At 71.0% G+C, this 26245-nt stretch carries 20 protein-coding genes, 1 tRNA gene, 1 pseudogene and 1 riboswitch; of the genes and pseudogenes, 4 read left to right on the plus strand and 18 right to left on the minus strand.

All coding sequences use genetic code 11. From position 1 onward, the window contains the following. Positions 1-104 precede the first annotated feature (104 nt). The 3 genes from VGJ24_RS08930 to VGJ24_RS08940 form a co-directional block, all read right to left on the minus strand. Entirely contained in the window at positions 105-1172 is a 1068-nt protein-coding gene (locus VGJ24_RS08930; protein WP_331500192.1) for a thiamine ABC transporter substrate-binding protein, read from the minus strand. Next, a riboswitch (TPP riboswitch) is annotated at positions 1165-1271 on the minus strand. Its footprint overlaps the gene before it by 8 nt. Positions 1272-1319: 48 nt before the next feature. Further along, positions 1320-2234 carry an RNA polymerase sigma-70 factor gene (locus VGJ24_RS08935; RefSeq protein WP_331500193.1) on the minus strand — a complete coding sequence of 305 codons (915 nt, stop codon included), beginning with the start codon at positions 2232-2234 and terminating at the stop codon, positions 1320-1322. Positions 2235-2266: 32 nt separating this feature from the next. Beyond that, complete coding sequence (locus VGJ24_RS08940) at positions 2267-3430, minus strand: hypothetical protein (protein WP_331500194.1); 1164 nt, start codon at positions 3428-3430, stop codon at positions 2267-2269. A 74-nt stretch (positions 3431-3504) separates the two neighbouring features. On the opposite strand from VGJ24_RS08940, the gene VGJ24_RS08945 reads away from it, so the two are divergent. Next, the gene (locus tag VGJ24_RS08945) at positions 3505-4260 is read left to right on the plus strand and encodes an ABC transporter permease (RefSeq protein ID WP_331500196.1); all 756 of its coding nucleotides are present in this window, start codon (positions 3505-3507) and stop codon (positions 4258-4260) included. A 45-nt stretch (positions 4261-4305) separates the two neighbouring features. On the opposite strand, the gene VGJ24_RS08950 is transcribed toward VGJ24_RS08945, so the two are convergent. From VGJ24_RS08950 to VGJ24_RS08965, 4 genes are all read right to left on the minus strand, one after another. Continuing rightward, positions 4306-5499, minus strand: a complete 1194-nt coding sequence (locus VGJ24_RS08950) for a YibE/F family protein (protein ID WP_331500197.1) — start codon at positions 5497-5499, stop codon at positions 4306-4308. A 30-nt stretch (positions 5500-5529) separates the two neighbouring features. Then, entirely contained in the window at positions 5530-6465 is a 936-nt protein-coding gene (locus tag VGJ24_RS08955; RefSeq protein WP_331500198.1) for an RNA polymerase subunit sigma-70, read from the minus strand. After that, positions 6465-6884, minus strand: coding sequence for a VOC family protein (locus VGJ24_RS08960; RefSeq protein ID WP_331500199.1), 420 nt, complete (start codon positions 6882-6884; stop codon positions 6465-6467). The genes VGJ24_RS08955 and VGJ24_RS08960 overlap by 1 nt, the downstream gene beginning before the upstream one ends. A gap of 102 nt (positions 6885-6986) precedes the next feature. Continuing rightward, the gene (locus VGJ24_RS08965) at positions 6987-7433 is read right to left on the minus strand and encodes a response regulator transcription factor (protein ID WP_331500200.1); all 447 of its coding nucleotides are present in this window, start codon (positions 7431-7433) and stop codon (positions 6987-6989) included. 173 nt (positions 7434-7606) lie between these two features. On the opposite strand from VGJ24_RS08965, the gene VGJ24_RS08970 reads away from it, so the two are divergent. Further along, the gene (locus VGJ24_RS08970) at positions 7607-8284 is read left to right on the plus strand and encodes a response regulator transcription factor (RefSeq protein WP_331500201.1); all 678 of its coding nucleotides are present in this window, start codon (positions 7607-7609) and stop codon (positions 8282-8284) included. Between the two features lie 323 nt (positions 8285-8607). Here the strand turns inward: VGJ24_RS08970 and VGJ24_RS08975 are convergent, their stop codons facing one another. Continuing rightward, positions 8608-10677, minus strand: a complete 2070-nt coding sequence (locus VGJ24_RS08975; protein WP_331500202.1) for a histidine kinase — start codon at positions 10675-10677, stop codon at positions 8608-8610. A 151-nt stretch (positions 10678-10828) separates the two neighbouring features. On the opposite strand from VGJ24_RS08975, the gene VGJ24_RS08980 reads away from it, so the two are divergent. Continuing rightward, positions 10829-12283: an MFS transporter gene (locus tag VGJ24_RS08980; RefSeq protein WP_331500203.1), complete on the plus strand. Its 1455-nt coding sequence runs from the start codon at positions 10829-10831 to the stop codon at positions 12281-12283. Positions 12284-12293: 10 nt separating this feature from the next. Here the strand turns inward: VGJ24_RS08980 and VGJ24_RS08985 are convergent, their stop codons facing one another. From VGJ24_RS08985 to tmk, 7 genes are all read right to left on the minus strand, one after another. Then, positions 12294-15422 carry an MMPL family transporter gene (locus VGJ24_RS08985; protein WP_331500204.1) on the minus strand — a complete coding sequence of 1043 codons (3129 nt, stop codon included), beginning with the start codon at positions 15420-15422 and terminating at the stop codon, positions 12294-12296. A gap of 232 nt (positions 15423-15654) precedes the next feature. Beyond that, on the minus strand, positions 15655-16026 hold the full coding sequence (locus VGJ24_RS08990) for a hypothetical protein (RefSeq protein WP_331500205.1): 372 nt from the start codon (positions 16024-16026) through the stop codon (positions 15655-15657). 224 nt (positions 16027-16250) lie between these two features. Next, on the minus strand, positions 16251-17012 hold the full coding sequence (lepB, locus tag VGJ24_RS08995) for a signal peptidase I (RefSeq protein WP_331500206.1): 762 nt from the start codon (positions 17010-17012) through the stop codon (positions 16251-16253). A 144-nt stretch (positions 17013-17156) separates the two neighbouring features. Further along, a tRNA-Thr gene (locus tag VGJ24_RS09000) sits at positions 17157-17232 on the minus strand. Positions 17233-17384: 152 nt separating this feature from the next. After that, entirely contained in the window at positions 17385-18932 is a 1548-nt protein-coding gene (locus VGJ24_RS09005) for an alpha/beta hydrolase (protein WP_331500207.1), read from the minus strand. Further along, on the minus strand, positions 18929-20092 hold the full coding sequence (locus VGJ24_RS09010; protein WP_331500208.1) for a DNA polymerase III subunit delta': 1164 nt from the start codon (positions 20090-20092) through the stop codon (positions 18929-18931). Before VGJ24_RS09010 ends, VGJ24_RS09005 begins: the two co-directional genes overlap by 4 nt. After that, complete coding sequence (gene tmk, locus VGJ24_RS09015; RefSeq protein ID WP_331500209.1) at positions 20089-20721, minus strand: dTMP kinase; 633 nt, start codon at positions 20719-20721, stop codon at positions 20089-20091. Before tmk ends, VGJ24_RS09010 begins: the two co-directional genes overlap by 4 nt. 70 nt (positions 20722-20791) lie before the next feature. Between tmk and cax the strand changes: the two genes are divergently transcribed. Further along, a complete protein-coding gene (gene cax / locus VGJ24_RS09020) occupies positions 20792-21874 on the plus strand; it encodes a calcium/proton exchanger (RefSeq protein WP_331500210.1) in 1083 nt (360 codons plus the stop codon). Positions 21875-22071: 197 nt separating this feature from the next. On the opposite strand, the gene VGJ24_RS09025 is transcribed toward cax, so the two are convergent. The 3 genes and pseudogenes from VGJ24_RS09025 to VGJ24_RS09035 all read right to left on the minus strand — a co-directional run. Then, a complete protein-coding gene (locus tag VGJ24_RS09025; RefSeq protein ID WP_331500211.1) occupies positions 22072-22425 on the minus strand; it encodes a hypothetical protein in 354 nt (117 codons plus the stop codon). Between the two features lie 433 nt (positions 22426-22858). Continuing rightward, positions 22859-25567 (minus strand): type I DNA topoisomerase, encoded by a 2709-nt coding sequence (gene topA / locus VGJ24_RS09030; RefSeq protein ID WP_331500212.1) that lies wholly within the window; start codon positions 25565-25567, stop codon positions 22859-22861. Between the two features lie 137 nt (positions 25568-25704). Then, positions 25705-26245, minus strand: a pseudogene (locus VGJ24_RS09035) (transferase); the annotation flags it as partial.

Genomic DNA, 26245 nt, shown 5'->3' on the forward strand with positions numbered 1-26245 from the left:
GCCGCGACCGACCATGCCCGAGACCGGGAGCACGAAGAAGACACCGAGCACCGCCAGGGGCACGAGGGCGGTGACGGCCAACGTGGCGAGCCGCCTGGTCTGGGTCATCTGCTCACGAGGTTGCTCCACTCGCGCAGCCACGCGTCGCGGTGGGCCGAGATCGCGGCCGGGCTCACGACGTACGGATGGCGCGGCTGGACCGCGAACGACGCCCACGCCGTGGGCAGGGGTGTGCCGCGGCGGACCGGGAAGACGTACATCGCGTCGGGAAGGGCTCGCTGAACGGCTGGGCTGAGCATGAACTCCACGAACGCCTTGGCGCCGGCCGGGTTCGCCGCGCCGGTGAGGACACCGGCGTACTCGACCTGGCGGAAGCAGGTGTCGAGCAGGGCCTTGGTGGTGGAGGTGTGGCTGCCCTTGGCCACGGTGAACGCCGGCGAGGAGTCGTAGGAGACCACGATCGGGTCCTGGCCGTGGCCGCCGCCCTGGGTGAAGTCGGTCTCGTAGGCCTGGGTCCAGCCGTCGGTGATGGTCGCGTCGTTGGCGACCAGCTTCTGCCACCAGGCCGACCAGCCGTCGCCGTACCTGCCGATCGTGCCGAGCAGGAACGCGAGCCCCGTGGAGGACGTCGTGGCACCGGGTACGGCGGTCAGGCCGCGGTACGCCGGCCTCACCAGGTCGTCGAGCGACCGCGGAGCAGCGAGGTGGTGGTCGGCGAACCAGCCCGGGTCGATGTTGACGCAGACGTTGCCGTTGTCGATCGGCGCGAGACGGCCGTCGTCGCCGGGCACGACGTACTGCTGGGCGCCGGCCGGGAGCCGGACATCGGTCGTGGCGAAGACGTCGGCGTCGAGCGCGCGGCTGGCGAAGGTGTTGTCGACGCCGAAGGCGACGTCGCCCGTCGGGTTGCCCTGGGTGAGGACCAGCTTGTTGGTCAGGGTGCCACCGTCACCCGCCGCGTGGACGACGAGGTGGTAGCCCGACTGCCGGTCGAACTGCGCGATCAGCGACTTGGGGAGCACGAACGAGTCGTGGGTCACCAGGACGACGTCCTTGCTGCCCTCGGACCGGTCGTCGGCGCCGACCAGGGAGCACGCGGCAAGCGCGGCCGCGACGAGCGCGCCCGCCGCCGCTCGGATGGGGACGCGAAGGCACGCACGGATCAAAGCCATGGAGCTGACTCCCTTCGCCGGTGCTAACCGGATCAGGTTCGGAGGGTCTGCGGCTCCGCCGCACTCTCAGCCCCGCTCGGGGCTCCCCTGTCTTGTGCACCCCACTGTACGACGCGCGCCCCACGCACCCTTCGCCGAGTCGGTGGATCAGCGGGCGAGGCTGACCGGCTCGGCGAGGCGGTGGAGCTTCTCCGGGTTCCGGACGACGTACATGCCGGTGACGAGCCCGCCCTCCACCAGGAACGTGACGATGGTGTCGATCTCGCCGTCGATCAGGACGCACAGGCCGGGTGCGCCGTTGACGGTACGGCGCTCCGCCTCGGCCCGCGGGTCGTTGACCCCGGCCAGGAACCGCATCACCTTGTCGCGACCCAGGATCGGCCTGAGAGCAGCTCTCTTCGTGCCGCCGGCGTCGGTGACCAGGACGACGTCGGGAGCCAGGACGTCCATCAGCGTCTGGATGTCACCGCCGCGCGCGACCTCGAGGAACCGATCGACCACGGCCTCGCGCTCGCGCAGCGACACCTCGATCCGCGGCTGCCTGGCGTGGACGTGGTGGCGTGCCCGGTGCGCGATCTGCCGGACCGCGGCCGGGGACTTGTCGACGGCCGACGCGATGTCGTCGTACGGGAGCTCGAAGACTTCGCGCAGCACGAATACCGCGCGCTCGATCGGTGACAGCGTCTCCAGGACATGGAGCATCGCCATCGAGACCGAGTCGGCGAGCTCGACGTCCTCGGCCACGTCCGGCGACGTCAGCAACGGCTCGGGCAGCCACGGGCCGACGTACGCCTCGCGCTGGCGCTGGACCGTCCGAAGCCGGTTGAGCGACAGCCGGGTGGTGATCCGCACCAGGTACGCGCGTGCGTCGCGGACGTCGTCGTGGTCGACCTCGGCCCAGCGCATCCAGGCCTCCTGGAGCACGTCCTCGGCATCGGCCGCCGAGCCGGTCATCTCGTAGGCGACCGTGAAGAGCAGGTTGCGGTGGGTCACGAACGTGTCGGTCGCGGTCTGACTCACGACGGGGTCCTCTCGTTGCTGTGTCTCGCGTGCCTCTGACATGTAGACACCGCGCGCGGCCCAAACGTGACAGCTCAGGCCGTCGCCCGCGGCACCCGGGTGAGCCAGACACGGCCCTGCGCACCGTCGTCGGTGAGCAGCACGGCGTCGTCGAGATGGGTGGCGATGGTGACCGTGTGGTCGCCCCGGACGGTCACGGTCGTCGGGAGCGGTACGACGTCGAGGCCACCGGTGGCGCCGATCGCCAGCCGGAACCTCGCCCCGTCGCTGTACGTCGCGGCGAGCAGCGAGCCGGTCCACGCGACCCCGCTGAGGTACGCCGCGGAGGTGCCGCCAGGGTCCTCGGCGCCGAACGTCGACTCCTGCGACCAGCGGCCCTGCCGATCGGCCCACACCCCGAACCCCTTGTCGTCGAGGCCGACCGCGACCGGCCCCTCGGCGGTCAGTGCCAGGCGCTCCGCGGTCGTGATCGTGCCACCACCCGGCAAAGTGGTCGGCGTCCACCGACCCGCGCCGGAGCCGGTCCAGGCGGTGGCGGTCAGTCGGCCGGTGTCGTCGCTGGCCATTCCCACCACGGTCCAGGCCCCGTGCCACCAGACAGCGTCCAGGGCTTGGGTGCTCAGCTGCGAGGTGCTCGCCAGCCCCGGCGCACCCTCATGGAGCCGGAACCGGTCCCCGTCGCGTGAGCTCCAGACCGCCGCGCCAGTGACCCGGGTGCCCGCGATCAGGTAGCCGCCCGGCCCGCCGACCAGGCGGTTGACCGCGACCGCGTTCTGGCCGCCGTACAGCTCGAACGGCGCCCGCACGGCGGCCATCGTGCCGTCGGGCAGCTGTCGCCAGGTGGCGGTGCGCGGGTTGCCGTGGGCGCCGCCGGGCTTCGCGCCGAGGACGGCGAGCCGACCGTCTGCGCAGCCGACCGAGGTCAGGACCGCTCGCGCGGCGTAGAAGTCGCCTTCAGGGTTCAGCGGAAGCGTCCGCCACTGCCGGCCGTCGCCGCTCGCCCACACCGCGGGTTTCGTGCTGCCTCGCCCGTCGGCGGTCGCGCCCACCACGACCCAACGGTCGGTGCACCAGGTCGCGCCGCGCACCAGCGCACGGTCGCCCGCCGGGACCGGGAGCCGGACCGCGCGCCAGCTGAGGTGGTCCCACGGCGGAGCGTCGTGGTGCCCGCACGAGGTCAGGCAGGTCGCCACCACCGCGGCGCCCATCATCGCCACCATCCCCCGACGCAACCTCACGGCGCCGAGGCTAGTGCTCGTCGACGAGCACTAGCGCTCCTCGACGGACGTTCCCCGTGCGGAACACTGGCCCCGTGCAGGGGATCGCGTCGTACGCCGCCTTCGGGGCCGGGCTGCTGACGATGACCGGCCTCACCGTCGCACTCGCCCGCTGGGCCCGGATCGGGCTGGGTTGGTTCCCCCTGGTCGTGGTGGTCCGCGCGGCCGTCCAGCTGAGCATCGTCGCGCTGTTGCTTCGGGGCATCCTCGCCGTCCCGTGGACGGTCGCGGCCTTCGTCGTCCTGATGCTCACCACCGCGTCGTGGACCTCGGCCCGCCGGATCCGTGGCCTCTGGCACGGCCGCCGGATCGCGGTCGCCGGTGTCCTCGCCGGCGCCGGCTGCGCGCTCGTGGTGATCTTCGCGCTGCGGCTGGTCGACCTCGACGTCCGTGACCTGGTCGCGGTCGCCGGGATCGTGATCGGCAACAGCATGAGCGCCGCCACGCTCGCCGGCCGGAACTTCCGGCGTACGTCGCACGCCCGGCGCGACGAGATCGAGGGCTGGTTCTCGCTGGGGGCGACCCCGAGCCAGGCGCACGAGGAGATCGGGCACGAGGCCGTCCGCGAGGCATTGCTGCCGACGCTCGACCAGACCAAGTCGACCGGTCTGGTGACCCTGCCCGGCGCCTTCGTCGGTGCGCTCTTCGGCGGCGCCTCACCGGTCGAGGCCGCGCAGTTCCAGCTCGTGGTGCTCGCCGGGGTCGCCTTCGCGATGACCGTCACGGGCGTCGTCGTCACCCGCCTCGCCGGGCGCACGCCGTACGTCGTGGCGGAGGTGTCGGACGCCTGACCTGCGGATGATCGACGAGAGCGGGTTGGTCGACCGTTCGCGTGATCAGGCGTCGTGGTCCTCGACCGGCCCGGCGATCAACGCCGCGATCGCCGTGGTCACCGGCACCGCCAGGATCAGCCCGATCGCACTGGTGAAGGTGCGGGCGACCTCCTCGGCCAGTGACTCGGTCGAGGCCAGGTCGAGCAGCGACCTGTTGTAGACGTAGAGCAGCATGAGCACGACCAGCGCAGCACCGGCGTAGGCGAAGACGATCGTGTAGATGGTCGAGGCGATGTGGTCGCGCCCGATCCGCATCGCGCTGGTGAAGATCTGCCGGCGACCCGCGTGCGGGGCGGCCGCCCGCAGCTCCCACACCGACGACGCCTGCGTGATCGTGACGTCGTTGAGCACGCCGAGCCCGGCCAGCACCATGCTGCAGGCGAGCAGCCCCTGGAAGTCGAGGCCGCCACCGGCGAACGTCGAGAGGGTCCCGCCGGTCTCGTCGGCGATGCCGGTCAGGTGGGCCTGGCCGATGGCGATGCTCCCGATCAGTGCGGTCAGCCCGATGCCGACCAGAGTGCCCGCCAGCGCCGTACTGGTACGCAGTGACCAGCCGTGCGTGGTGTAGAGGACGACGAACATGATCGCGGAGGCACTCACACAGGCCACCGCGAGACCGGGCTTGCCGCTCAGCAGGGCGGGCAGCAGGAAGTAGTAGAGCGTGGCCCCGCTGACCACGAGACCGACCACGGCCATCGCGCCGCGCCGGCCGGCCACCGCCACCACGACGACCACGAAGAGGATCGTCAGCCACAGCAGCGGCACGGTCCGGCGGACGGAGCTGAAGGTGTAGCTCACCGGCTGCCCGTTCTTCGCCGGGGTCCGGAACACCTCGAGGTGGTCTCCGCGGGAGATCCCCGACGACGTGACCTCGGGAGGCACCTGGACGTCGGCCCGGTCACCCTTGCCGGCACCCTCGAGCACCCTGACGTGGACCGTGTCGCAGTCCTGCGCCGTGCGGCCCTTCGGGCAGGCCGGGCCGACCGAGACCACCTCGGCGTCCGGGGTCGTGACCCCGGGAGCGGCGTACGGCGCCTGGGCGCGCACCCGGTCGACGTCGCCGTGGTCGGGCCAGAGGGCGACCAGCCCGACGACGGTCGCCAGGGCCGCCAGCACCAGCGCGACGTGGAGGATCAGCCGGACGTGTCCGCCGATCGTGACGTCACCGTCCGGAGCCGCGCGGTGCGAGTGAGCCACGGGCCCCATCCTGCCGGGTCGCCCGAAGGGTCAGCCGAGGGTCTCGGGCAGACCGAGCGGGCCGAGCAGGCGCGCCGGGCCGAGCGTCGTGATCTCCGCGATCTGCCCGTCCGCGATCCGCAGCACGTCGACCTTGAAGGCCCGGTACCTCGAGTCGCCCGGCCGGCGCAGGTAGCTGACCGCGGCCGGCATCCGATTGACGCCGATCGGCAGGAGCCGCCAGTCGCCGGCACGGTCGGGGCCGAGACCTCGCCGGATCAGCACGCTCACCTCGTCCAGCCCGTCGTACACCGCCGGGTTCGGTGGCATCGTGACGCGGATGTCGGTGGCCGCCGCGGTCACCGCGGCCTCGGCGTCGCATCGCTCGTGGGCGTCGATGAAGGTCGCGAGCAGCTGCCGCTCGTCCGCGCTCGGCTCGTTCGCCGACCACTCGCCGCGATGCGACGGCAGGTGCTGACGCATCGTCTCGCGCGCCCGTTGGAGCGCCGAGTTGGCCGCGGCCACGCTGGTCTCCAGCAGTCGCGCCGTGTCCGCCGCCGGCAGCCCGAGCACCTCCCGCGCCAGCAGCGTCGCGCGTTGCCGTGGTGGCAGCACCTGGAGAGCGGTCAGGAACGCCAGCTCGATAGTCTCGCGCGCGACGTACGCCTGGTCCGGCTGGTCGGCGTCCGCGGGCACCTCGTCGAGCAAGGTGTCGGGGTACGCCGTCAGCCAGCTCACCTCCGTACCGGCGGCCACTCGGCGCTGCCGGGCCCGCGAGCGGTCGATGCAGACGTGGGTCGCGATCCGGTACAGCCAGGCACGGACGTTGTCACCGTCGAACCCGTCTCGTCCGCGCCAGGCCCGAAGATAGGTCTCCTGCACCGCGTCCTCGGCGTCGTCGTACGACGCCAGCATCCGGTAGCAGTGCACGTGGAGCTCGCGTCGGTGCCGCTCGAAGGCGGCCTCCATGTCGTTGGCGTCGTCCATCAGCGGGCGTGGTGCTTGACCTCCTGGATGGCCCAGGAGTTGCCGTCGGGGTCATCGAAGAAGATGAAGGTCCCGTAGTCGGCGCGGTTCGGCTCGACGCCCGGGGTCTGCACGCCGTCGAGGAAGTGCTGCGGTCCGGTGCTCGACACGCCCTTCTCCTCGAGGAAGACGTGGGCGGCCTCGATGTCGTCGACGACGAGGTGCGTGCCCTTCAGCGAGCCGGGAGCCACACCGCCGCCGAGGCCGGTCCCGAACACGATGGAGCAGTCCGACCCCGGGGGCGTCACCTGGATCGCGCGGAACGAGTCGTTCGGGTGGAAGTCGCTGTCGAGCCGGAACCCGAGCGTGTCGACGTAGAACGCCCGAGCGCGCTCGACGTCCGACACCGGGGCGATGACCACTTCCAGCTTCCAGTCCATGTCGTTCTCCTTCGTGTGGGTGCCCACTGTGGCAGGGCTGTCATCACGTGGAACGACGGGGCGACGGAGAACTCATCGGTCCGCCGGTGATTTCTTCCGGGCTCAGTCCACCGGGCCTTCGGGAGGGCGGTTGCCGAGGGCGCGGAGCACGTGGACGCCATGAGGGACACCGATCAGCACCTGGCCGCGGGTGCAGCGAACCAGGTCGTCGGCGAACGTCGTACCCAGATGTCCCTTCGCCAGGAACCCGTTCACGCCGGCCCGGAACATCTCGGCCACGGTGGACACGTCGTTGCTCGCCGAGACCGCGACCACGACCGGGTGCGGAGGCTGGGCGCGCAGGGCGCGGGCCGCGGCCGGGCCACCGGATGCCATCCGGACATCGAGAACCACCAGCTGAGGCTGCGCGGCGGCGACCAGCTCCGTCAGGCCGACGCCGGTGGCCACGTCACCGACCACGCTGAACCCGCCGTGGGCCTCCAGTACGTCGACCATGGCCCGGCGCATCGTCTCGTCGTCGTCCGCGACGACCACGCGGATCGTGCTCACGCGCCGAGCGCCGGGACGCCGGCGGGCGCGCACCGGGAACAAGGCGAGGTCACTCTCAACAAGGTGCTGCTTTTTGCAACCGGCCGCATGCGTTCGCAGGTCCAGGACCAGTAGTGCGGATGTACTAGATGTGTGCCACCGTGGACGAGGGCGAGGCGTGAGGGAGAGCGGACGTGTCCGAGGCACACGAGAGCTCAACCGGAGCGGACCAACGCCCGATCCGGGTGCTGATCGTCGACGACCACGAGGTGCTGGCGGCGAGTCTGGCGATGGTGCTCGACGCCGAGGACGACATCACCACCGCGGGCGTCGCCACGACCCTGGAGCAGGCTCGTGCCCTGATCGACACCACCCAGCCCGACGTCGTCCTGCTGGACCACCGGATGCCCGACGGTGACGGCGTCGCTGCCATCCCCGACTTCCGCGCCGTACACCCGTCGATCGGGGTCGTCGTCCTGACCGCCAGCGCGGCCGACCACGTCCTCCTGGCCGCGATCGACGCCGGTGCCTCGGGCTTCTTGTCCAAGACCCGCAGCCTCGCCGAGGTCACCGCGGCCGTGCGCGCGGCGGCCGCCGGCGAGTCGGTGATCTCTCCGGAGCTCCTGGCCCGACTGCTGCCGCGGTTCGGCAGGGTCAAGGTCCGCTCCGCCGACGAGCTCACCGACCGCGAGCGGGAGGTGCTGGCGCTGGTGGCGGAGGGCCTGTCGAACGCTGCCATCGCGGAGCGCCTGGTGGTCTCCGTGCACACGGTGCGCAACCACATCGCCAGCCTCTCGGCCAAGCTGGGCGCCCACTCCAAGCTGGAGGCGCTCTCGATCGCGGTGCGCCAGGGACTCCTCCCGGACCTGTGAGACGCGCCCGCCAGCGTCGTGTGTCCTGGCCGGTCTAGTAGATCCGCGCTATCCAAGTCGGCGCGCCCGACTCATGCGTCCGGGCGCGAGAGCCGCGAGCCTGTGTGAGCCCCCGTCACGGGGAGCGGTCCGGAAGTCGGCTGGCCTCCCCCCGGTCGGTCGGCATCGATCCTGCCCACGGTCGCCGCACGTCGGTGCCCGAGGGCGGTCGGATCGCCGCCCCGACGAGTGCCCCCGCCCGGCGGCGTTCCCCCCGTGACGCCGTCGGCGGGCCTCTCGGAGGACCGGAGCGGGCTCCGTTTGACCCATCTCCCCCGGTACGGTCAGACGGAGCCCTCCAGGTCCTTCCCGAGGTCGTCCAGCGGCGACGGGAGCCAGATCCGCACCCGCGTCCCGCCCTCGTCCCGCCGTTCGACCTCGAGTCGCCCGCCGGCGATCGTGGCGCGGTCTGCCATGGCCGGGATGCCCAGGTGGCCGGGGCGCGGCTCCACCGTCACCGGGTCGAAACCGCGTCCGTCGTCCTCGACGGCGACCTCGACCCCGGAGCCCACCCGGCTCAGCCGGATCACCACCTCGCGTGCGTCGGCGTGCCTGACGACGTTGGACATCGCCTCCCGCGCGATCCGGTACGCCGTGACGCGCAGGCTCTCCGGCAGGTCCAGCTCGGAGCTGCCGGTGACCCGCCAGCGGATCCGGTCCTCGAAGGCGTCCTCCGCGGCGACGCCGAGCGCCGTCGCCAGGTCGGTCCCCACCGCCGGTGACTCCAGGTCGAAGAGCAGGGCGCGCAATCGCCCGATCGCGTCGCGGACGGTGCCGGCCAGGGTCTCGGCCGTCTCGTGCAGCTCGGGTCGGGCGTCCCCGAGCTGACGGCGTAGCAGGCCCAGCCGGAGCTCGACGGCCGCGAGGGCCTGCACCGAGTCGTCGTGGACGTCGGACGCGATCCGGGCGCGCTCGTCCTCCTGGGCCTGCACCAGGCGGTCCAGCAGGCGCTGCCGCTCCTCCGCGAGCCACTCGAGGGCCGACTGCGCAGCCACCCGGTCGGAGATGTCGCGCTGGACGGTGGCCAGCGCGAACGGGTCGCCGGTCTCCGGGTCACGCATCAGGAAGCTCGAGATCGCGACCGGGATCGGCGGCCCACCGCGGTGGTCACGCAGTGTCGACTGCCCGGACCAGCGACCGTGCCGGACGACGGCCGGCTGCTCGACCTCGACCGAGGTGACCAGACCCTCCTCGGTCAGGAAGTCCGCGATGGTCATCCGGCTCACGTCTCGACCTTCGATGCCCACCAGCCTCCGCCCGGCAGGGTTCACGTACATCATGCGACCGTCGGGCCGGGCCATCGCGATGAAGTCGTCGGAGGTCTCGACCAGCGACTGGAAGCGCACGACCTGGGCGTCCTTGAAGCTGATCGCCGACTCCGCCGTCCCGCGGTTCCGCGCGACGGTGTGCATGGCTCGTCCGATGCCGACCACCAGGGCGGCGGCCAGCAGTACGACGCCGCCGACAGGTACGTCGCGGAGGTCTGCGTAGACGAGGGCGGCGACCGCGACCAGCCCCAGGGCCGCCGCCACCGCGACCCTCGAGAACTCGTAGCCCGGCATCTCCCGCTGCTCACCCTCGGGCGCCCACCCGGCGAACGCGATGGCTGCTGCCGCGATCAGCGACAGCGCCGCCAGGAACATGCCCGGGTGGTAGGTGCCGGCGCTCGCCTGGTAGACGAACACCGCGTCGACGATCGCCTCGGCGGCGATGCCGGTGGCCAGCAGGGCGGTCGACATCGAGCGCCAGCCGAGCCTGACCAGGGCGCCGGTGACGATCACCAGAGCCGCGATGTCGAGGATCGGGTAGAGGAGGTCCGTCGTCACCATCTGCCCGGGGTCGGACTGGTGGGCGATGTCGACGAGCGTCCGGTAGAGCAGCAGGACGGCGACCCCGCCGACGGTGAGGCCCACGACCAGGGCATCCAGCGCGACATCGACCGACCGCGAGCGGATCCGGGTGCGCAGCAGCACCCACAGCGCCGCCAGCATGACCAGGTCCGCAGCGATCCACGCCGCGTCGGCGACGGAGGGGTACGGCGAGTTGTCGAGGAGGCGGACGTACCCGAGGAACAGCACGAACCCCAGGGCATGCAGCACGGCACCGGCCGCGACCAGCCACCACAGGGTGCGGTTCACGCTGGTGGACAGCGGCCGGACCAGAGCGACGAGCGCGAGCACGACGTACCCGCTGCCCTGGAGCCAGCCGTCGTACAGGACGTGGAACGTCGTCGTCGACCGCACGCCCGGCAGCGTGGTGACGGTGAAGGCGGCCACCAGCAGCAGAGCGACGGCGCCGAGCGCGCGCCGGCCGCGCCCCACCGCGAGGCTCCGCGCCGGCGTCAGTGTCGTCATGCCTTCCCCGTACCTCGGGCGCCCGGGCGCCTGTGGCTGCCGATGCTAGTGCCGCGCATCCGGGCCGGGACGCGGCGTTCCGCAAGAATTAGTTGTCAATGGCAACGACCTGCTAGCCTCGGGCTGCACCCGATCGATCCCTGGAGACCTCGTGACCTCGCTGCGTCCGGCGCGCCCCGCCCCGAACCCGGTCATCGCCGTCGTCGCCCTCTGCTTCGGCGGCCTGAGCGCCGCGCTGACCCAGACGATGGTGATCCCGATCCAGAGCGAGCTCCCCGAGCTGCTCCACACGTCCGGCTCGAACGCCGGGTGGGTCATCACCGCCACGTTGCTGGCGGCCGCGGTGTCAATGCCGGTGGCCGGGCGGCTCGCCGACCTCTACGGCAAGCAGCGCGTGCTGGTCGTCAACGCCGCTCTGCTGGTGGCCGGTTCCGTCGTCGTGGCCATGACCAGCAGCCTGCTGCCGGTGCTGGCCGGCCGCGCCCTGCAGGGATTCGCGATGGGCTTCATCCCGGTCGGCATCTCGCTGATGCGCGAGTTCACCCCGCCGCACATCACCGGCACCGCGATCGCCGCGATGAGTGCGACCCTCGGCGTCGGCGGCGCCATCGGGCTCCCCCTGGCCGCCTGGATCGCCGACGGCCACGACTGGCACCTGATGTTCTGGGTGTCGGCGGGTCTGGCCCTGGTGGTGATGCTCGCGACGATCTTCCTGGTGCCCCACATCCACGACGCCCAGCCGGGTCGCTTCGACGTGGTCGGCGGCCTCGGCCTGGCGGTCGGACTGGTCACGTTCCTGGTCGGGGTCTCCAAGGGCAACGACTGGGGCTGGGGTTCGGGGCGTACCTGGGGCGCGATCGTCGGCGGGCTCGTCGTACTGGTCGCCTGGGGCGCGTTCGAGCTGCGCCAGCGCGAACCGCTGGTCGACCTCCGCACCACCGCGCGCCCGCAGATCCTGCTCACCAACATCGCGGCGGTCGCGATCGGCTTCGGCATGATGGCGCAGTCCATCGTCGTCCCCCAGCTGCTGGAGCTGCCGTCGGCCACGGGCTACGGGCTCGGCCAGACGATCCTCGAGGCGGGTCTGTGGATGGCCCCGGCGGGCCTGATGATGATGGTGTTCGCGCCGGTGTCCAGCAACCTGATGCGGCGTACCGGCGCCAAGCACACGCTGATGATCGGGGGCACGGTGCTCGGGGCCGGCTACGTCGTCGCACCCGCGCTGATGGGCGCTCCCTGGCAGCTGCTGATCGCCTCGTGCGTCGCCGCCGCGGGAGTCGGGATCGGCTACGCCGCCATGCCGACGCTGATCCTCGACGCGGCCCCGGCACGCGAGGCCGCGTCCGCCGTCGGCGTGAATGCGCTGATGCGTTCCGTGGGCACCACGCTGGCCGCGGCGGTGATGGCGACGATGCTCACCAGCTCGACGACGACCCTCGGGGGCTTCCTGCTGCCGAGCCAGGGTGCGTTCCAGGCCTGTTTCGTCGTGGGCGCGGTCGCGGCCTTCGTCGGCGTCGCGATCGCCGCGACGATCCCGCGCCGCCGCGGCGGAGACGCGGTCGACCCGGGCCAGCAGCTCGCGCCCGTTGCCTCGGAAACCGCTTAGCCGGGCTCAGTCATTCACGCCGGGCTCGTGCGGCGGGCTCCGTCGGACCCGAGTCGCCCGCGTCGCCGTCGTCGTCGCCGAGGTCGCCGTCATCTGCCCGGGTCGGGTCGGAGGCAGGCATGGTCTCGCCCTCGACGGAGATGTGCGGCAGCACCTTGTCGAGCCAGGCCGGCAGCCACCAGGCGGCCTTGCCGAACAGCACGATCAGGGCCGGGGCCAGGGTCACCACGAGGATGCCGGCGAGCAGGACAGCCGTGGCGAGCCCGACCCCGAACTGCTTGATCACCGGGTCGCCGTTGAGGATGAAGCTGGCGAACACCGACGCCATGATCAGCGCCGCAGCGGACGTGATCCTGGCACTCGAGCCGAGCCCCGACGCGACGGCCTGCCTGGCCTCCTCACCCTCGTGGTGGTGCATCTGGACATGGCTGACCAGGAAGACCTCGTAGTCCATGGACAGGCCGAACAGCACCGCGAACATCATCAGCGGCACGTAGCTGGCGATGGGGACCGAGGAGTCCGGGGTGTCGATGCCGACCTGCGAGATGCCCCAGCCCCACTGGAAGACCGCGGTCAGGACCCCGAAGGACGCGGCCGCTGAGAGCAGGTTGGTGAGCGCCGCTTGAAGCGGGATCAGCAGTGATCGGAACGCGACCATCAGCAGCAGGAAGCCGAGCAGGATCACGGTCCCGATCACCAGCAGCAGCCGGGCGCTGATCAGGGCGGCCAGGTCGACGTACGACGCGGTGTAGCCGCCGACGAACGACGTCATCCCGTTCACGTCGACCGGCGGGAGCACGTCGCTGCGGACCTTCTTGACCAGGTCGGCGGTCGCGTTGGACGCCGGCGAGGTCGAGGGAACCGCCGACAGCAGGACGACGTCGCCCTTCTTGTTGAGCTGCGGTGGGGTGAGCGAGACGACGCCCGTGGTCGCCGTCAGCGCGCTCTGCAGGTTGACCACGCGCGGGTCGGTCCCGCGTGCGTCGCCACCGGCGGCGGTGACCATGGCGGTGAGCTGGTCCTGCAGCTTGAGCGCCTCCTGCTGCTGCTGCTGGGCCTGCTTCTGCTTCTGCTTGAGCTCCTCGGCCTCGGCCTGGAGCTGGTCGCCCTGGGCCTGGAGCGCATCGGCCTGATGCTGCAGCTTGTTCGCCTGCACCTGGAGCGCGTCGCCCTGACGCTGGAGAGAGGCGGCCTGAGCCTCGAGTGCGGCCTTTCGCCGGTTGAGCTCGTCGGCCTTCGCCTGGAGCTGGTCCGCCCGGCGCTGCAGGGCCGCGGCCTGCGCTTGGAGCTTGCGGACCTGGGCGGCCAGCTGCTCGGCCTGCCGCTTGAGCGGCGCGAGCTCCTGGCGCACCACCGCCTCGCGTTGCAGGACCCGGTCGAGCCGGCGGTGGAGCCGCGCGAGGCGTTGCGGGTGACCCTGCGCGTGCTCGATGCGTCGCCTGAGGACCTGCTCGCGGATCTCCAGGCGACCCAGCTTCGTCGCCAGCGGCTTGATCTGGGCGGCCAGGGCCTCGCCCTTCTTCTTCAGCGCGGCCTGTTGCTCCTCGAGCTTGCGCTGCTGGGCCTCGAGCCTCGCCTTCTGCTGCTGCAGCTGCGCGCCCTGCTGCTCCAGCGACGCCTGCTGGGCCTTGAGCTGGTCGCCCTGCGCTGTGAGTGATGCCTGCTGGGCCTTCAGCTCGTTGCCCTGTTGGGTGAGCTTCGCCTGCTGCGCCTCGAGCTGCTTCTGCTGCTGCTCGAGCTGCTTCTGCTGCTTGGGCAGCTGCTTCTGGTCCTTCTCGAGCTGCTTCTGCAGCGACGTCGCCTTGTTGTACTTCTGGGTGTACTCAGCGCTCGGCGTCGCCGCCGGTTCGAGCTGGGAGGCGACCTGGAGCGGGCCGTTGAAGCCCACGCCGAACCCGGCGGTGATCAGGTCGTAGGCCTTGCGCTCGGTGGTGGCCGGGTTGGTCGCGCCGACGTCTTCCTGCCCGAGCTCCAGGGAGAACGCCGGGATGATCAAAGGCACCAGGCAGGCCAGGGAGACGACGCTGACGATGATCGGGTGTCGGCGTACGACGCCCGCCCACCGGTGCCACATCCCCTTTCCGGGCACGTGCGGCGGGGCGAGGAACCTCGGCAGCCGCACCCAGTGGACACGGTGCTTGAGCAGGCCGAGGAGTGCTGGGAGCAACGAGATCGCTCCAAGGACTGCGGCCACGACACCGACCGCGGAAGCCAGGCCGAGCGCGGTCACCAGGGGGATGCCCGCGACGTACAGGGAGAGCAGCGCAATCACCACGGTGCCGCCGGCGAACACGATGGCGCTTCCCGCGGTCGCGACTGCGTTGGCGATGGAGTCGTTCATCGGCATGCCGTCGCGTAGCTGCTCCTGATGCCGGGTGACCAGGAACAGCGCGTAGTCGATGCCGACGCCGAGCCCGATCATCGTGGCCAGCGTCGGACCGCTCGTCGGGATCGCGAGCACGTGACCGAGCAACCCGACCACCGAGAGGGCCGCGCCGAGCCCCACGATCGCGGTGAGGATGGGCATGCCCATCGTCACCAGGCTCCCCAGCACCAGGCTGAGGATGAGCATCGCGACCAGGATGCCGATGACCTCGCTGGTCTCGGACTCCTGGGTGGACAGCGTCGTCCCGATGTTGCCCGCGGCCTGGACGTCGATGCCGGCCCGCTTGGCCGGGTCGGCCGCGTCCACGACGTTCTGCGCGATCTCCTCGGTCAAGTCACTGGAGGCGACGTCCATGAGGACCGGCGCGAAGGCGGTCTGCTTGTCCTTGGAGAGCAACCCGGCGGTCTGACCGCTGCTGCTGAGCGGGTTGGTGACGCTGTAGACGTGGGGCTGCTTCTTGATCGCCTTGACGGAGTCGTTGATCGCCTGCGTGTACTGCTGGTCGGTGAGCTTCCCGGACGTGATGTCGAAGACGATGGGGTTCGCGCCGTTCTGCTGGGGCGGGAACTTGTCCTGGAGCAGGTCCTTGGCCTCCTGGCTCCCGGTGCCGGGCAGCGAGAGGTCGTTGCTGGTCAGCGAGCCGATCTTGGCCACCGCGCCGAAGACGACCACGAGCATGACCACCCAGGCGCCGATGACGATCAGCGGCTTGCGCGCGCAGAGCATGCCGAGCCTGTGGAGCAGTCGCGCCACCGTGAACCTCCCCCAACCACGGCGCCGCCCGACGCCGCTACGAGAAGGCGGGACGGCCCGGGACTCCCTCACCCGGTGCGTTGCGGTGTCGCAGGTTGATCCCGGACTTTGAAACGACCCCGACCCGACTTCTCAGGCGGGCCACAAACTACTCCGCGCGTCCCTGGTCTGGATAGCAGTCGCCGCTGGCCGGGGGTGGCTCGCCGTACCCGGAGTCGTGGTGCGCGGCCGGTCAGGGCCGCACGGGCTGGACCGGCTCCCAGGGGTGTCCGGGCCCGTAGGGAGAGGTGCCGTTGAAGAACCACGACCCGAGGTCGCGCAGCCGCGCCAGGCACCGGCGCAGGTAGTGCGGGTCGGGCGGCTGGAAACGCGGATGCTCGGTCAGCTCGGGGATCACCGCCGTCCAGCACCAGAAGCCCTCGCCCACCCAGCGCTCGATGGTGCCGTCGCCGTCCAGCACCTCGCAGGCCGCCCGCATCGCCTCTTCGAGCCGGGTGAACGCTTCGTCGTCCCACCGGTACTCCTGGCGCATGGCCGCGGTGAACGTGCCGGGCCGCGCCTCCTGCTCGGCCCGCAGCGTCTCCCACGGCCATTCGGCGTCCATGGGGTCGCGTCGTTCCCCGGACCGTCGCGGACCGGGTACGTCGGGGGGCTCCCATGGCCCCGGAGGGCCCGTGAGCTCCGTGGCTTCCATGCCGTCATTGTCGCCCGAACGTCGCCGCGCGGCGGGAGATCCGAGAGATCACCGGCAGGTTGCCGCACCGGCGTCGGAGCCGAAGCGCACCATGCCGCGACACGACTCACTCACCTGAGCGGACGAGCAGAGGATCAGCGACCCAGGGCGGAGAACCCGGCCGGGCGGTGCAAGAGGTGCGCCCGACCCGGTGGCCACACCAGCGCGGCAACCTTCCCGACCACGTCGGAGGTCGGGACGAACACGGGCCCGGTGCCGCAGCCCACCGCCCGCGGATGGCACACGTGGTACGCCGAGTCGGCGGAATGTGCGCGGTTGTCGCCCATCACGAACAAGCGTCCGCTCGGTACCGGCCCTACGGTCCAGGCCCGGGCGCAGCTATCGACTTCGGGGCCGTCACACTTCTGGCCGCTGCGCGCGACCTCCGCCGACTCGTCGAGTGGATGTCCGTTCACGACGAGCCTGCCCTGCTGGTCGCAGCAGTGGATCGTGTCGCCCGGTACACCGATGACGCGCTTCACGAGGTGACCACCGGCTGGGTAGAGCCCCACCTTGGCCATCGCCCTCTCGACCAGGCTGGACGGCCCAGCGGACTCCTCGGCGTCGAGCCATCCTCCGGGATCCTTGAACACGATGACGTCGCCGCGCTGCGGCGCCCCCGCGAACCAGTACGACGGCTTCTCGACCAGGATCCGATCGTTCTTGACCAACCCCGGCTCCATCGACCCCGACGGGATGTAGAACGACTGCACGAAGAACGCCTTGACGCCGGCCGCGAGCAGGATCGCGACCGCCAGCAGAAGGATCGTCTCCTGCCACAGCGGCAGACCCTTCTTCCCCTTGTGGTCTTCCGAAGACGTCCCGTCAGGCGACGCCCGAGAGTCATCCACGGTCACGCCAGGGAGCATAGTGAGCGGGCCAGACCAGAGCGTTGGCTCGCGTCAGCCGGCCGCATCGACAGGGAGGGTGCGCGAGCTCGAATGCCGCCGTCCCGCGACGGGACTTCCGTGGTCACTCGGGGGGTTCGTCTGGTCACCTCGTGGAGCCGCCTGTCGGAGTCGAACCGACGACCTATTCATTACGAGTGAATCGCTCTACCGACTGAGCTAAGGCGGCCTGCTCCCGGTCGGCTGACGGCCGGGCAACGGCGGTGAGTATACGGAGGGGAGTCGGGGCGGACGGAATCGGCGGGTGCCTCGGGACGTCATACGTTCTGGTCGCTCTAGCAGCCAGAACGTATGACGTCCCGCGACGGGCTCGGGTGGTCATCAGCAGGACAACCGGTCCTTCGGGACGATGCCCGAGACGAGATATCCCTCCACCGCCCGGTCGACGCACGCGTTGCCCTGGTGGTACCCGGTGTGGCCGTCGCCGTTGCGGCTGACCAGCACGCCGGAGTCGAGCTGGCGGGCCAGCGCGACGGCCCAGCGGTACGGCGTGGCCGGGTCGCGCGTGGTGCCGACGACGACGATCGGCTGCGCGCCGGGCGCGTGGATGACCGGCGTCTTCTCGTCGGTGCGCGGGGTGAAGCCGTCGCAGGCCGTGAGCCCCCACGCATAGACGCGACCGAACACGGGCGACGCCTTCTCGAAGGCCGGCAACTGCGAGGGAACCTCGCGGTAGGGGATGGAGTAGGGGTCATCGACGCAGGAGATGTCGTAGAACGCCTCGAGGAAGTTGCTCTGGAAGGTGCCGTCGGCGTTGCGCTCGGCGTACGCGTCCGCCAGCTTCATCAGCAGGGAGCCGTCGCCACCCAGTGCGCTCCTCAGCCCGGAGCTCAGCAGGATCCAGTAGCTGCGGTTGTACAGCGTCGCCGCGATCCCGTAGAAGGCATTCCCAGCGGTGAGCTCACGCCCGTCACTGGTCGGCAGCGGCTGGTGCGAGATCCGGTCGAGGACGGAGCTGATGGTCTGCTGGACCTCCGCGACGCTCCTGCCCAGGAAGCAGCCGACCCCCGACTGCACGCAGTTCGCGGCGTACGCGTCGAGGGCCCGCTGGAACCCAGCGGCCTGCTGGAGCGCTGCCGCGCGGGTGCCGAGCGATGGATCGACGGCACCGTCCAGCACGAAGCGGCCGACGCGTTGCGGGAAGAGCTGGGCATACGTCGCGCCCAGCTCGGTGCCGTAGGACGCCCCGAGGTAGTTCATCCGGGGATCTCCGAGCGCCGCCCGCAGGATGTCCATGTCGCGGGCCGCCTCGACCGTCGAGACGTGACCGGCCAGCGCGCCCGACTCCGCTGCGCAGCCGCGGGCGAGCCGCTGCCGCTGCCGCCGGAACTCCTCGATCTCTGCGGGTGTCGTCGGGTCAGGGTCGGAGGAGAGGTACTCGTTGAAGTCGTGGTCGTCGAGACACTCGACGGGCGAGCTCTGGCCGGTGCCGCGCGGGTCGAAGCCGATGATGTCGAAGTGCTCGAGCAGGGGGTCGCCGAAATAGGTGCCTCGTCCCGCGGCGTACGACGAGCCGGCAGCGCCCGGCCCGCCCGGGTTGACCACCAACGAGCCGATCCGCGACCCGGACGCCGGCACCTTGAGGACGTACAGCCGGATCGTCGGCCCATCCGGCTTGCGGTAGTCGAGCGGCACGGTCAGCCGGGCACACTCGTTGTCGCCGCAGCCGGACCAGTCGAGCTGTTGCCCATAGAAGCGCGCCAGGTCCGGCGACGGTGGTCGCGTCGCCGGCGGCCCGCCGAACGGCGTGACCGGAGTCGGGCCTCCCGCCGCGCCGTTGTCGGAGCTTCCGCCGGTGGCGACGAGCGCCAGGCCCGCCACGAGGAGCACGACCACCACCAAGGTGATCGCCGCGACAGCCCGTCTCACCGAGCAGGCACCTTCAAGGCGACCATCAACGACTCGAGCGCGAGTGGCACGGGCACGTTGAACTCGAGCATCTGCTCGCGGGCGTCGAAGATCCAGCCGATCCGGCGAAGGTTCAGCTCGGGGCTCGAGGTGCGCACGACCTGCTCGATGTCGTGACGGATCTCCTCGTTCACCAGCGTGCCCCCACCGCCTGTGGCGATCGCGATGGCGTCGCGGTACACCGACACCAGGTCCATCAGGCCACGGTCGACCACGTCGAGGTGGCGTCGCTTGGCCCGCGTCTTCTGGGCCCGCTCGAGCGCCGCGGCGGCCGGGGAGTACTCGCGGGGCCGGCGCCCGCGCTCCACCACGCCGTACGACGTGTCGAGGTCGGCGCGTTCGCGGGCATCGAGCTCGCCGGTGATCAGGTCGGCCTCCTCCTGGGTGGTCTCGACGAGGTTCTGTGCGGCGTTCATGCACGAGCCCAGGCTGGTCAGCCGGGCGGGGATGGAGACGACCTCCTTGCGGCGGTTGCGCGCGCGCTCGTCGCGGGCCAGCGCTCGGGCCCGGCCGATGTGACCCTGGCTGGCGCGCGCGCAGTACGACGCGAGCGCGGGGTCGACGCCGTCGGTACGGACCAGGAAGCCGGCCACCTCCTCGGGCGACGGGGTGGCCAGGGTGACGAGCCGGCAGCGCGAACGAATCGTCGGCAGGAGGTCCTCGACCGTCGGGGCGCACAGGATCCACACGGTGCGATCGGTGGGCTCCTCGATCGCCTTGAGCAGCGCGTTGGCGGCTTGTTCGGTGAGGCGGTCGGCGTCCTCGACGATCATCACCTGCCAGCGCCGGCCGACCGGGGCGAGCGCCGAACGGCGTACCAGTTCGCGCACCTCGTCGACCCCGATCGACAGCCGATCGGTGCGGACGACGGTGACGTCGGCATGGCTGCCGGCCAGGACCGTGTGGCACGAGTGGCACGTGCCGCAGCCCGGAGGCTGCTCCTCGCACTGAAGGGCAGCGGCGAAGGCGACCGCGGCGTTCGAGCGGCCGGATCCGGGCGGGCCGGTGAAGAGGAAGGCGTGGTTCATCCCCTTGCCCGCGGCGGCCGCGCGCAGCGACTCGACGACACCACGCTGTCCGACCAGGGTGTCCCAGACGGTCGCACCGGTAGCGGTCGTCATCGGACCGCCTGGGACAGCAGCGGGTCGACCCGGGTGAGTACGACGTCGGCGACGTCCTCGGCCGGGCGGCTCGCGTCGACCACGAGGTAGTGGTCGGGGTCCGCCGCCGCCAGTGACAAGAACGCCTCGCGTGCCCGCACGAAGAAGTCGAGCGACTCCCCCTCGATCCGGTCGCGCTCGTCGAACCGGCCGAGCCCGTGCTCGGGGTCGAGGTCGAGGACGACGGTCAGGTGCGGGCGCAGGTCGCGGGTGGCCCACCGGGCCACGGTGTCGACCTCCGACAGGTCGAGCGCGCGGCCGGCGCCCTGGTAGGCCAGCATCGAGTCGACGTAACGGTCGGTGATCACGACCTCGCCCCGCTCGAGCGCGGGCAGCACCACGGTGTCGACGTGCTCGGACTTGTCGGCGGCGTAGAGCAGGACCTCGGTGCGGTGGGACAGCTCGCCGGTGGCCGGGTCGAGCACGATGCGCCGCATCTCCTTGCCGACCGCGGTGTCACCCGGCTCGAAGGTGAGCAGGGTGTGGAATCCGCTGTCGGTGAGCGTGCCGGCAAGCGCCCGCGCCTGGGTGGACTTGCCCGCCCCTTCGCCGCCCTCGAAGCAGACGAAGACCCCGGTGGTGGTGTGCACGCAGCCCGCCCTTTCGCTCGGTGGTCGAGCGTAGTCGAGACCGCCCACGGCTCTCGCTACGGTGACGCCCATGACAGCCGCGACGACTGCCACCCCCACGATCGTGACCTCGGACAAGGTGCTGCTCGGCGGCGGAGCCGCGCTGACCCTGTTGGCCGGGATCGCCGACTACGGCCACTGGAACCCTGTGGTCGCCTTCGTGGTCTCAGCGGCGGCGGTGTGCCTGCTCGCGGCGCTCGTCGGTCGGTCGGTCGAGCAGCTCGGCGACCGGTTCGGCCCGGGTGCGACCGGCGTCCTGCAGTCGGCTCTGGGAAACCTGCCCGAGCTGTTCATCTGCATCTTCTCCCTCAAGGCCGGGCTCGTGAACGTCGTGCGTGCGGCCTTGGTCGGGTCGATCCTGGCCAACCTGCTGCTGGTCCTCGGCATCGCCTTCGTGGTCGGCGGCCTCAAGCACGGCACCCAGCAGCTCGGCTCGGAGCGGGCCCGCACGATCGTGGTCCTGATGCTGCTGTCGGTCTCCGCGATGGCGATCCCGTCCTTCACCCACTGGCTGCACACGCCGGCGGCGGCGCACGAGACGACGTTCTCGGTGATCGTCGCGGTACTGCTGCTCGCGCTGTTCGCGCTGTCCCTTCCCTTCTCGCTGCGCCGGGACGAGGGCGACACCGATGAGGGGCCGCACGAGGCGCCGCGCTGGCCCCTCCCGCTGGCGCTCGGGCTCCTGGCCGGGGCCGGGGTGGCGGCGGCGTTCGTCTCCGACTGGTTCGTCCACGCGCTCCAGCCGGCGATGGACTCGCTGTCGGTGAGCCAGACCTTCGCCGGCCTCGTGGTCGTCGCGATCGCCGGCAACGCGGTCGAGAACGTCGTCGGCGTCCAGCTCGCGGCGCGCGGCCAGTCGGCCTACGCGTTCTCGGTGATCCTGAACAGCCCGATCCAGATCGCCCTCGTGCTCGCCCCGGCGCTGGTGCTGATCTCGCAGATCTTCGGGCTCGCCTCGCTGACCCTGGTGCTCTCGCCGTTGCTCGTGGTCGTGCTGATGCTGTCGGTGATCCTGGCCGCGTTCATCGCGTTCGACGGCGAGTCGACGTGGCTCGAGGGAGCGTCGCTGATCGTGCTCTACGCCATCATCGCCACCGCGTTCTGGTGGGGTTAGCGAGGACCGTCCCCCTCCCGGCGGAGCCGGGAGGGGGACGGCCGCAGCTGACGCCGAAGCGAGCTTGCTCGCGAGGTGCCCCGCGGAGCGCAGCGACGCTGTCCGATACCGCAGCGCACGAAGCGCGGAACGGCGTACCGAGGCGGTCGTCCGCCCCACAGGAACCCCTAGTGGCCCCTCAGGCGGACGACCCGTCCTCACCCGACGGTGACCGGGTGTCGCACCACCGCGTCGAAGAAGTACCCGTTGCTGTTGTACGGCGTGACCAGCGGCTGCTGCCGTCCCGTGATGTCCGTCGCCCTGGCCATGAGCACATGGTCACCCGGCGTCGGACGGCGCCACGCGTAGCTCCACTGCGTCCAGCCGCCACGTCGCTCGCACCATGACTCGCGGACCCGGTCCCACGTCGTGCCACCGTCGGTGCTGACGTCCACGTGTGCGATCTGGCCCGCGCCGCTCCAGGAGCGACCGGTCACGGTGACCACGTGACGACCCACCAGCTGTTCGCCCCACGCGAGCTCGAACGCCGATCGGACGGGGTTGACCGTCAACGGCGGAGTGTCGGTCGGGTAGTTGCCCCCGGTCATCCGATACCAGGTCGTGTTCCAAGGAGACGTCTGCTCGGCCGTCGACACCTCCAGCGAGCCGAGCCACTTGACGCTCCCGATCCCGACCCAGCGGCGTGGCGGTGTGGTCGCGCACGAACGACCGGTCCTGGCTGGTCAGGTACCGGCGCGGGTTCACCGAGTCCCACCGCATCTCCGCGTTGGTGCCGTAGTCGATGAACCACTCCGGTGGCAGGGGTTTCACGATGTACGGCGCGCCCGCGGAGGCACGCTGCGTAAGGGCTTCCGCGGGCAGCGCCAGCAGACCCACGCCGGCGGTGGCAGCGGCCATCAGGCCGCGACGGGACGGGCGGAGACTCGACGTCGGCTGGGTCATGCGCGAGACTTTAACACAACTATTCTTATTGACTTAGTCGTGTTACCGCTTTGTCGCGGCCCTCTTCGTCGTCTTCTTCGTCGCCTTCTTGGCCGTCGTCTTCTTGGTCGTCTTCTTCGCGCCGCGCTTGGCGGTCTTCTTCGCCGGACCCTTCGCACGTCGTTCGGCGAGCAGCTCGGCCGCCCGCTCGAGGGTGATCGCGTCGACGGTGTCCTCCTTGCGGAGGGTGGCGTTGTACTCACCGTCGGTGACGTAGTCGCCGAACCGGCCAGACTTCACCACGACCGGCGCACCCGAGACCGGGTCGGACCCGAGCTCCTTCAGCGGCGGAGCGGCGGCCGCACGACCGCGCTGCTTGGGTTGGGCGTAGATCGCCAGCGCCTCGTCGAGCGTGATGCCGAGCAGCTGCTCCTCCGACTGCAGGGACCGCGAGTCGGTGCCCTTCTTCAGGTAGGGGCCGTAGCGGCCGTTCTGCGCCGTGATCTCGACTCCGTCGGCATCGGTGCCGACGACGCGTGGGAGCGACAGCAGCTTCACGGCGTCGTCGAGCGAGACCGTGTCGAGCGACATCGACTCGAAGAGTGAGCTCGTGCGGGGCCGGGCGTTCTTCGGCGCGTCCTCCGGCAGCTGCTCGGTGACGTAGGGGCCGTACCTGCCGTTCTTGGCGACCACACGCAGTCCCGTGTCGGGGTGGACGCCGAGCTCCTTCTCCTCCCCCGCGGGGTTGGCGAGCAGCTCCTTGGCCTTGGTCAGGGTGAGCTCGTCGGGCGGAAGGTCGTCGGGCACGTTGGCACGCACCGCCGCGCCGGCCTCGCCGCCTGCCTCGCCGTCGGCCCGGCCCGGCCCCTCGAGGTAGGGCCCGTAGCGGCCGACCCGCAGCACGATGCCGGAGTCCGGCCCGCCAACGGGGAACGTCGCGAGGTCCTTGGCGTCGATCTCTCCGAGCTCGTTCACCAGCTGGTGCAGACCGATCACCCGATCGGAGCCGAAGTAGAACTCCGCGAGCTCGGTGATCCGGTCGGCGCGCCCGGCCGCGATCTCGTCGAGCACGTCCTCCATGCCGGCGGTGAACTCGTAGCTGATCTGCCGCGGGAAGTGCTCCTCCAGCAGGCGTACGACGGAGAACGCGATCCACGCCGGCACCAGAGCGGTGCCCTTCTTGTAGACGTAGCCGCGGTTGAGGATCGTGCCGATGATCGAGGCGTACGTCGACGGCCGGCCGATCTCGCGGTCCTCGAGCTCCTTGATCAGGGTCGCCTCGGTGTAACGCGCCGGCGGCTTGGTCTCGTGCCCCTGCGGGGTCAGCGACGCGGCGGACACCGGTTCGCCCTCGTGCAGGTCGGGCAAGGGCGTCTCGGCGTCGTCCTTGCGCTTGTCGTTGTCGGTGCCCTCGACGTACGCCTTGAGGAAGCCGTGGAACGTGATCACGCGGCCGCTCGCCGAGAACACCACGTCGCGCCCGTCCGAGGTGCCGCCGCCGATGCGGATCGTCACCGAGTGGCCGACGGCGTCCTTCATCTGGGAGGCGACGGTGCGCATCCAGATCAGCTCGTACAGCCGGAACTGCTCGCCGGTGAGCCCGGTCTCCGCCGGAGTGCGGAAGCGGTCGCCGGACGGTCGGATCGCCTCGTGTGCCTCCTGGGCGTTCTTGACCTTGGAGGCGTAGGTACGGGGCGCGTCGGGGAGGTACTCCGCGCCGAACAGCTCACGGACCTGCGACCGCGCCGCAGCGACGGCCGAGCTCGACAGGGTCGTCGAGTCGGTCCGCATGTAGGTGATGTAGCCGCCCTCGTAGAGCCGCTGGGCGACCGACATCGTCGCGGAGGCTGTCATGCCGAGCTTGCGGCTGGCCTCCTGCTGCATGGTCGTGGTGCGAAACGGCGCATAGGGCTGGCGGCGGTAGGGCTTGGACTCCACCGAGCGCACGTCGTACGACGTGTCGCGCAGCGCGGCGACCAGCCCCTCGGCCGCGCTGCGGTCCAGATGCACGCGGTCGGACTGGCGCTTGTCCTTGAGCTCGCCGTCGTTGCCGAAGTCGGAGCCGCCCGCGACCCGCACCTCGTCGATGCTGTGCAGCTTGGCCGGGAACATCCGCGGCTCCTTGCCGGAGCCGGCGTCGAAGGTGCCCTCGAGATCCCAGTACGACGCGACGCGGAACGCGATCCGCTCCCGCTCGCGGTCGACGACCAACCTGGTCGCCACCGACTGCACACGGCCGGCGGACAGGCCGGACATCACCTTCTTCCAGAGGACGGGGCTGACCTCGTAGCCGTAGAGCCGGTCCAGGATGCGGCGCGCCTCCTGGGCCTCGACCAGGTCGTCGTTGATCTGGCGCGGGTTATCGACCGCGGCCAGGATCGCCGCACGGGTGATCTCGTGGAAGACCATCCGGTGCACCGGGATGCCCTTCGGCTTCAGCTCGTCGAGGAGGTGCCAAGCGATCGCCTCGCCCTCGCGGTCCTCGTCGGTGGCGAGGTAGAGCTCGTCGGCGTCCTTGAGCAAGCCCCTGAGCTTGGCGATGTGGCTCCGCTTGTCGCGCGGTACGACGTAGTAGGGGACGAAGCCGTTGTCGACGTCGACGGCGAGCCGCCCCCACGGCTTGTCCTTGATCGCCGCCGGGGTGTCGGCGGCGGAGTTGGGCAGGTCGCGGATGTGACCGACCGACGACTCGACGACGTAGTCGTCGCCCAGGTAGCCGCCGATCGTCCGCGCTTTGGCGGGCGACTCGACGATCACCAGCTTGTGTGCCACTGCTTCTCCTGACTGCGAAATCTCGGGTGACCCGGGCTCACTCAACGGGGTGGCCCGGGCTCACGGCCGATCACGGTAGCGCGTCGGATCCAGTTCCTTGTTCCCGATGCCCGGGAAGTACCTGGTCAGCCGGGTCCTCAGACCGGTGCCAGGAAGCCGTCGCGGACCAGGCTCCGCACCACTGGGAGGTACGACGCGGCCAGCTCGGCGCGCTCGCGGTCGAGCAGCAGGGCGAGGGCGTCGAGGATCTGCACGACCGACAGCTCACCGTCGCTGGCGCCGGCGAGTGCGGCCTCCACGGTGTCGACCTGGCGGGCGCGGCACAGGCCGCGACGCTGCCGCAGCACGATCGTCTCCGGGTGCTCGGCGCCCGGGTCGCCACTGGTCTCCTGGACGACGTCGACGCCCAGGCTCAGCCGGCTGCCCTCGTCGATCCGGGTGTGCTGGGCGACGGCCCAGGACTCGACGGCCGGGGCGACCGGCTGCTCCAGGGCGTACGGGTGGTCGAGGAGCTCTCTGGCCCCCGCCGTGGCAGACCCACCCTTGCGCAGGTTGATCCAGCCGAAGCCGACCCCGACGATGCGTTGCTCGTCGAACCAGCCGAGCCACGCGTCGTACGCCTCGAGGTAGCCGGGCCCGCCGTGCCGACCGGCGTCCTTGAGCCAGAGCTCGACGTAC

Origin of the sequence: Nocardioides sp. (assembly GCF_036493135.1) — a bacterium.
Taxonomy (GTDB): domain Bacteria; phylum Actinomycetota; class Actinomycetes; order Propionibacteriales; family Nocardioidaceae; genus Nocardioides.

What these genes read in the sequence shown, in the direction of transcription:
- VGJ24_RS08930 (WP_331500192.1), bottom strand. Translation starts at nt 1,172, where the DNA reads ATGGCTTTGATCCGTGCGTGCCTTCGCGTCCCCATCCGAGCGGCGGCG.
- VGJ24_RS08935 (WP_331500193.1), bottom strand. Translation starts at nt 2,234, where the DNA reads ATGTCAGAGGCACGCGAGACACAGCAACGAGAGGACCCCGTCGTGAGT.
- VGJ24_RS08955 (WP_331500198.1), bottom strand. Translation starts at nt 6,465, where the DNA reads ATGGACGACGCCAACGACATGGAGGCCGCCTTCGAGCGGCACCGACGC.
- VGJ24_RS08960 (WP_331500199.1), bottom strand. Translation starts at nt 6,884, where the DNA reads ATGGACTGGAAGCTGGAAGTGGTCATCGCCCCGGTGTCGGACGTCGAG.
- VGJ24_RS08975 (WP_331500202.1), bottom strand. Translation starts at nt 10,677, where the DNA reads ATGACGACACTGACGCCGGCGCGGAGCCTCGCGGTGGGGCGCGGCCGG.
- VGJ24_RS08990 (WP_331500205.1), bottom strand. Translation starts at nt 16,026, where the DNA reads ATGGACGCCGAATGGCCGTGGGAGACGCTGCGGGCCGAGCAGGAGGCG.
- VGJ24_RS09010 (WP_331500208.1), bottom strand. Translation starts at nt 20,092, where the DNA reads ATGACGACCGCTACCGGTGCGACCGTCTGGGACACCCTGGTCGGACAG.
- cax (WP_331500210.1), top strand. Translation starts at nt 20,792, where the DNA reads ATGACAGCCGCGACGACTGCCACCCCCACGATCGTGACCTCGGACAAG.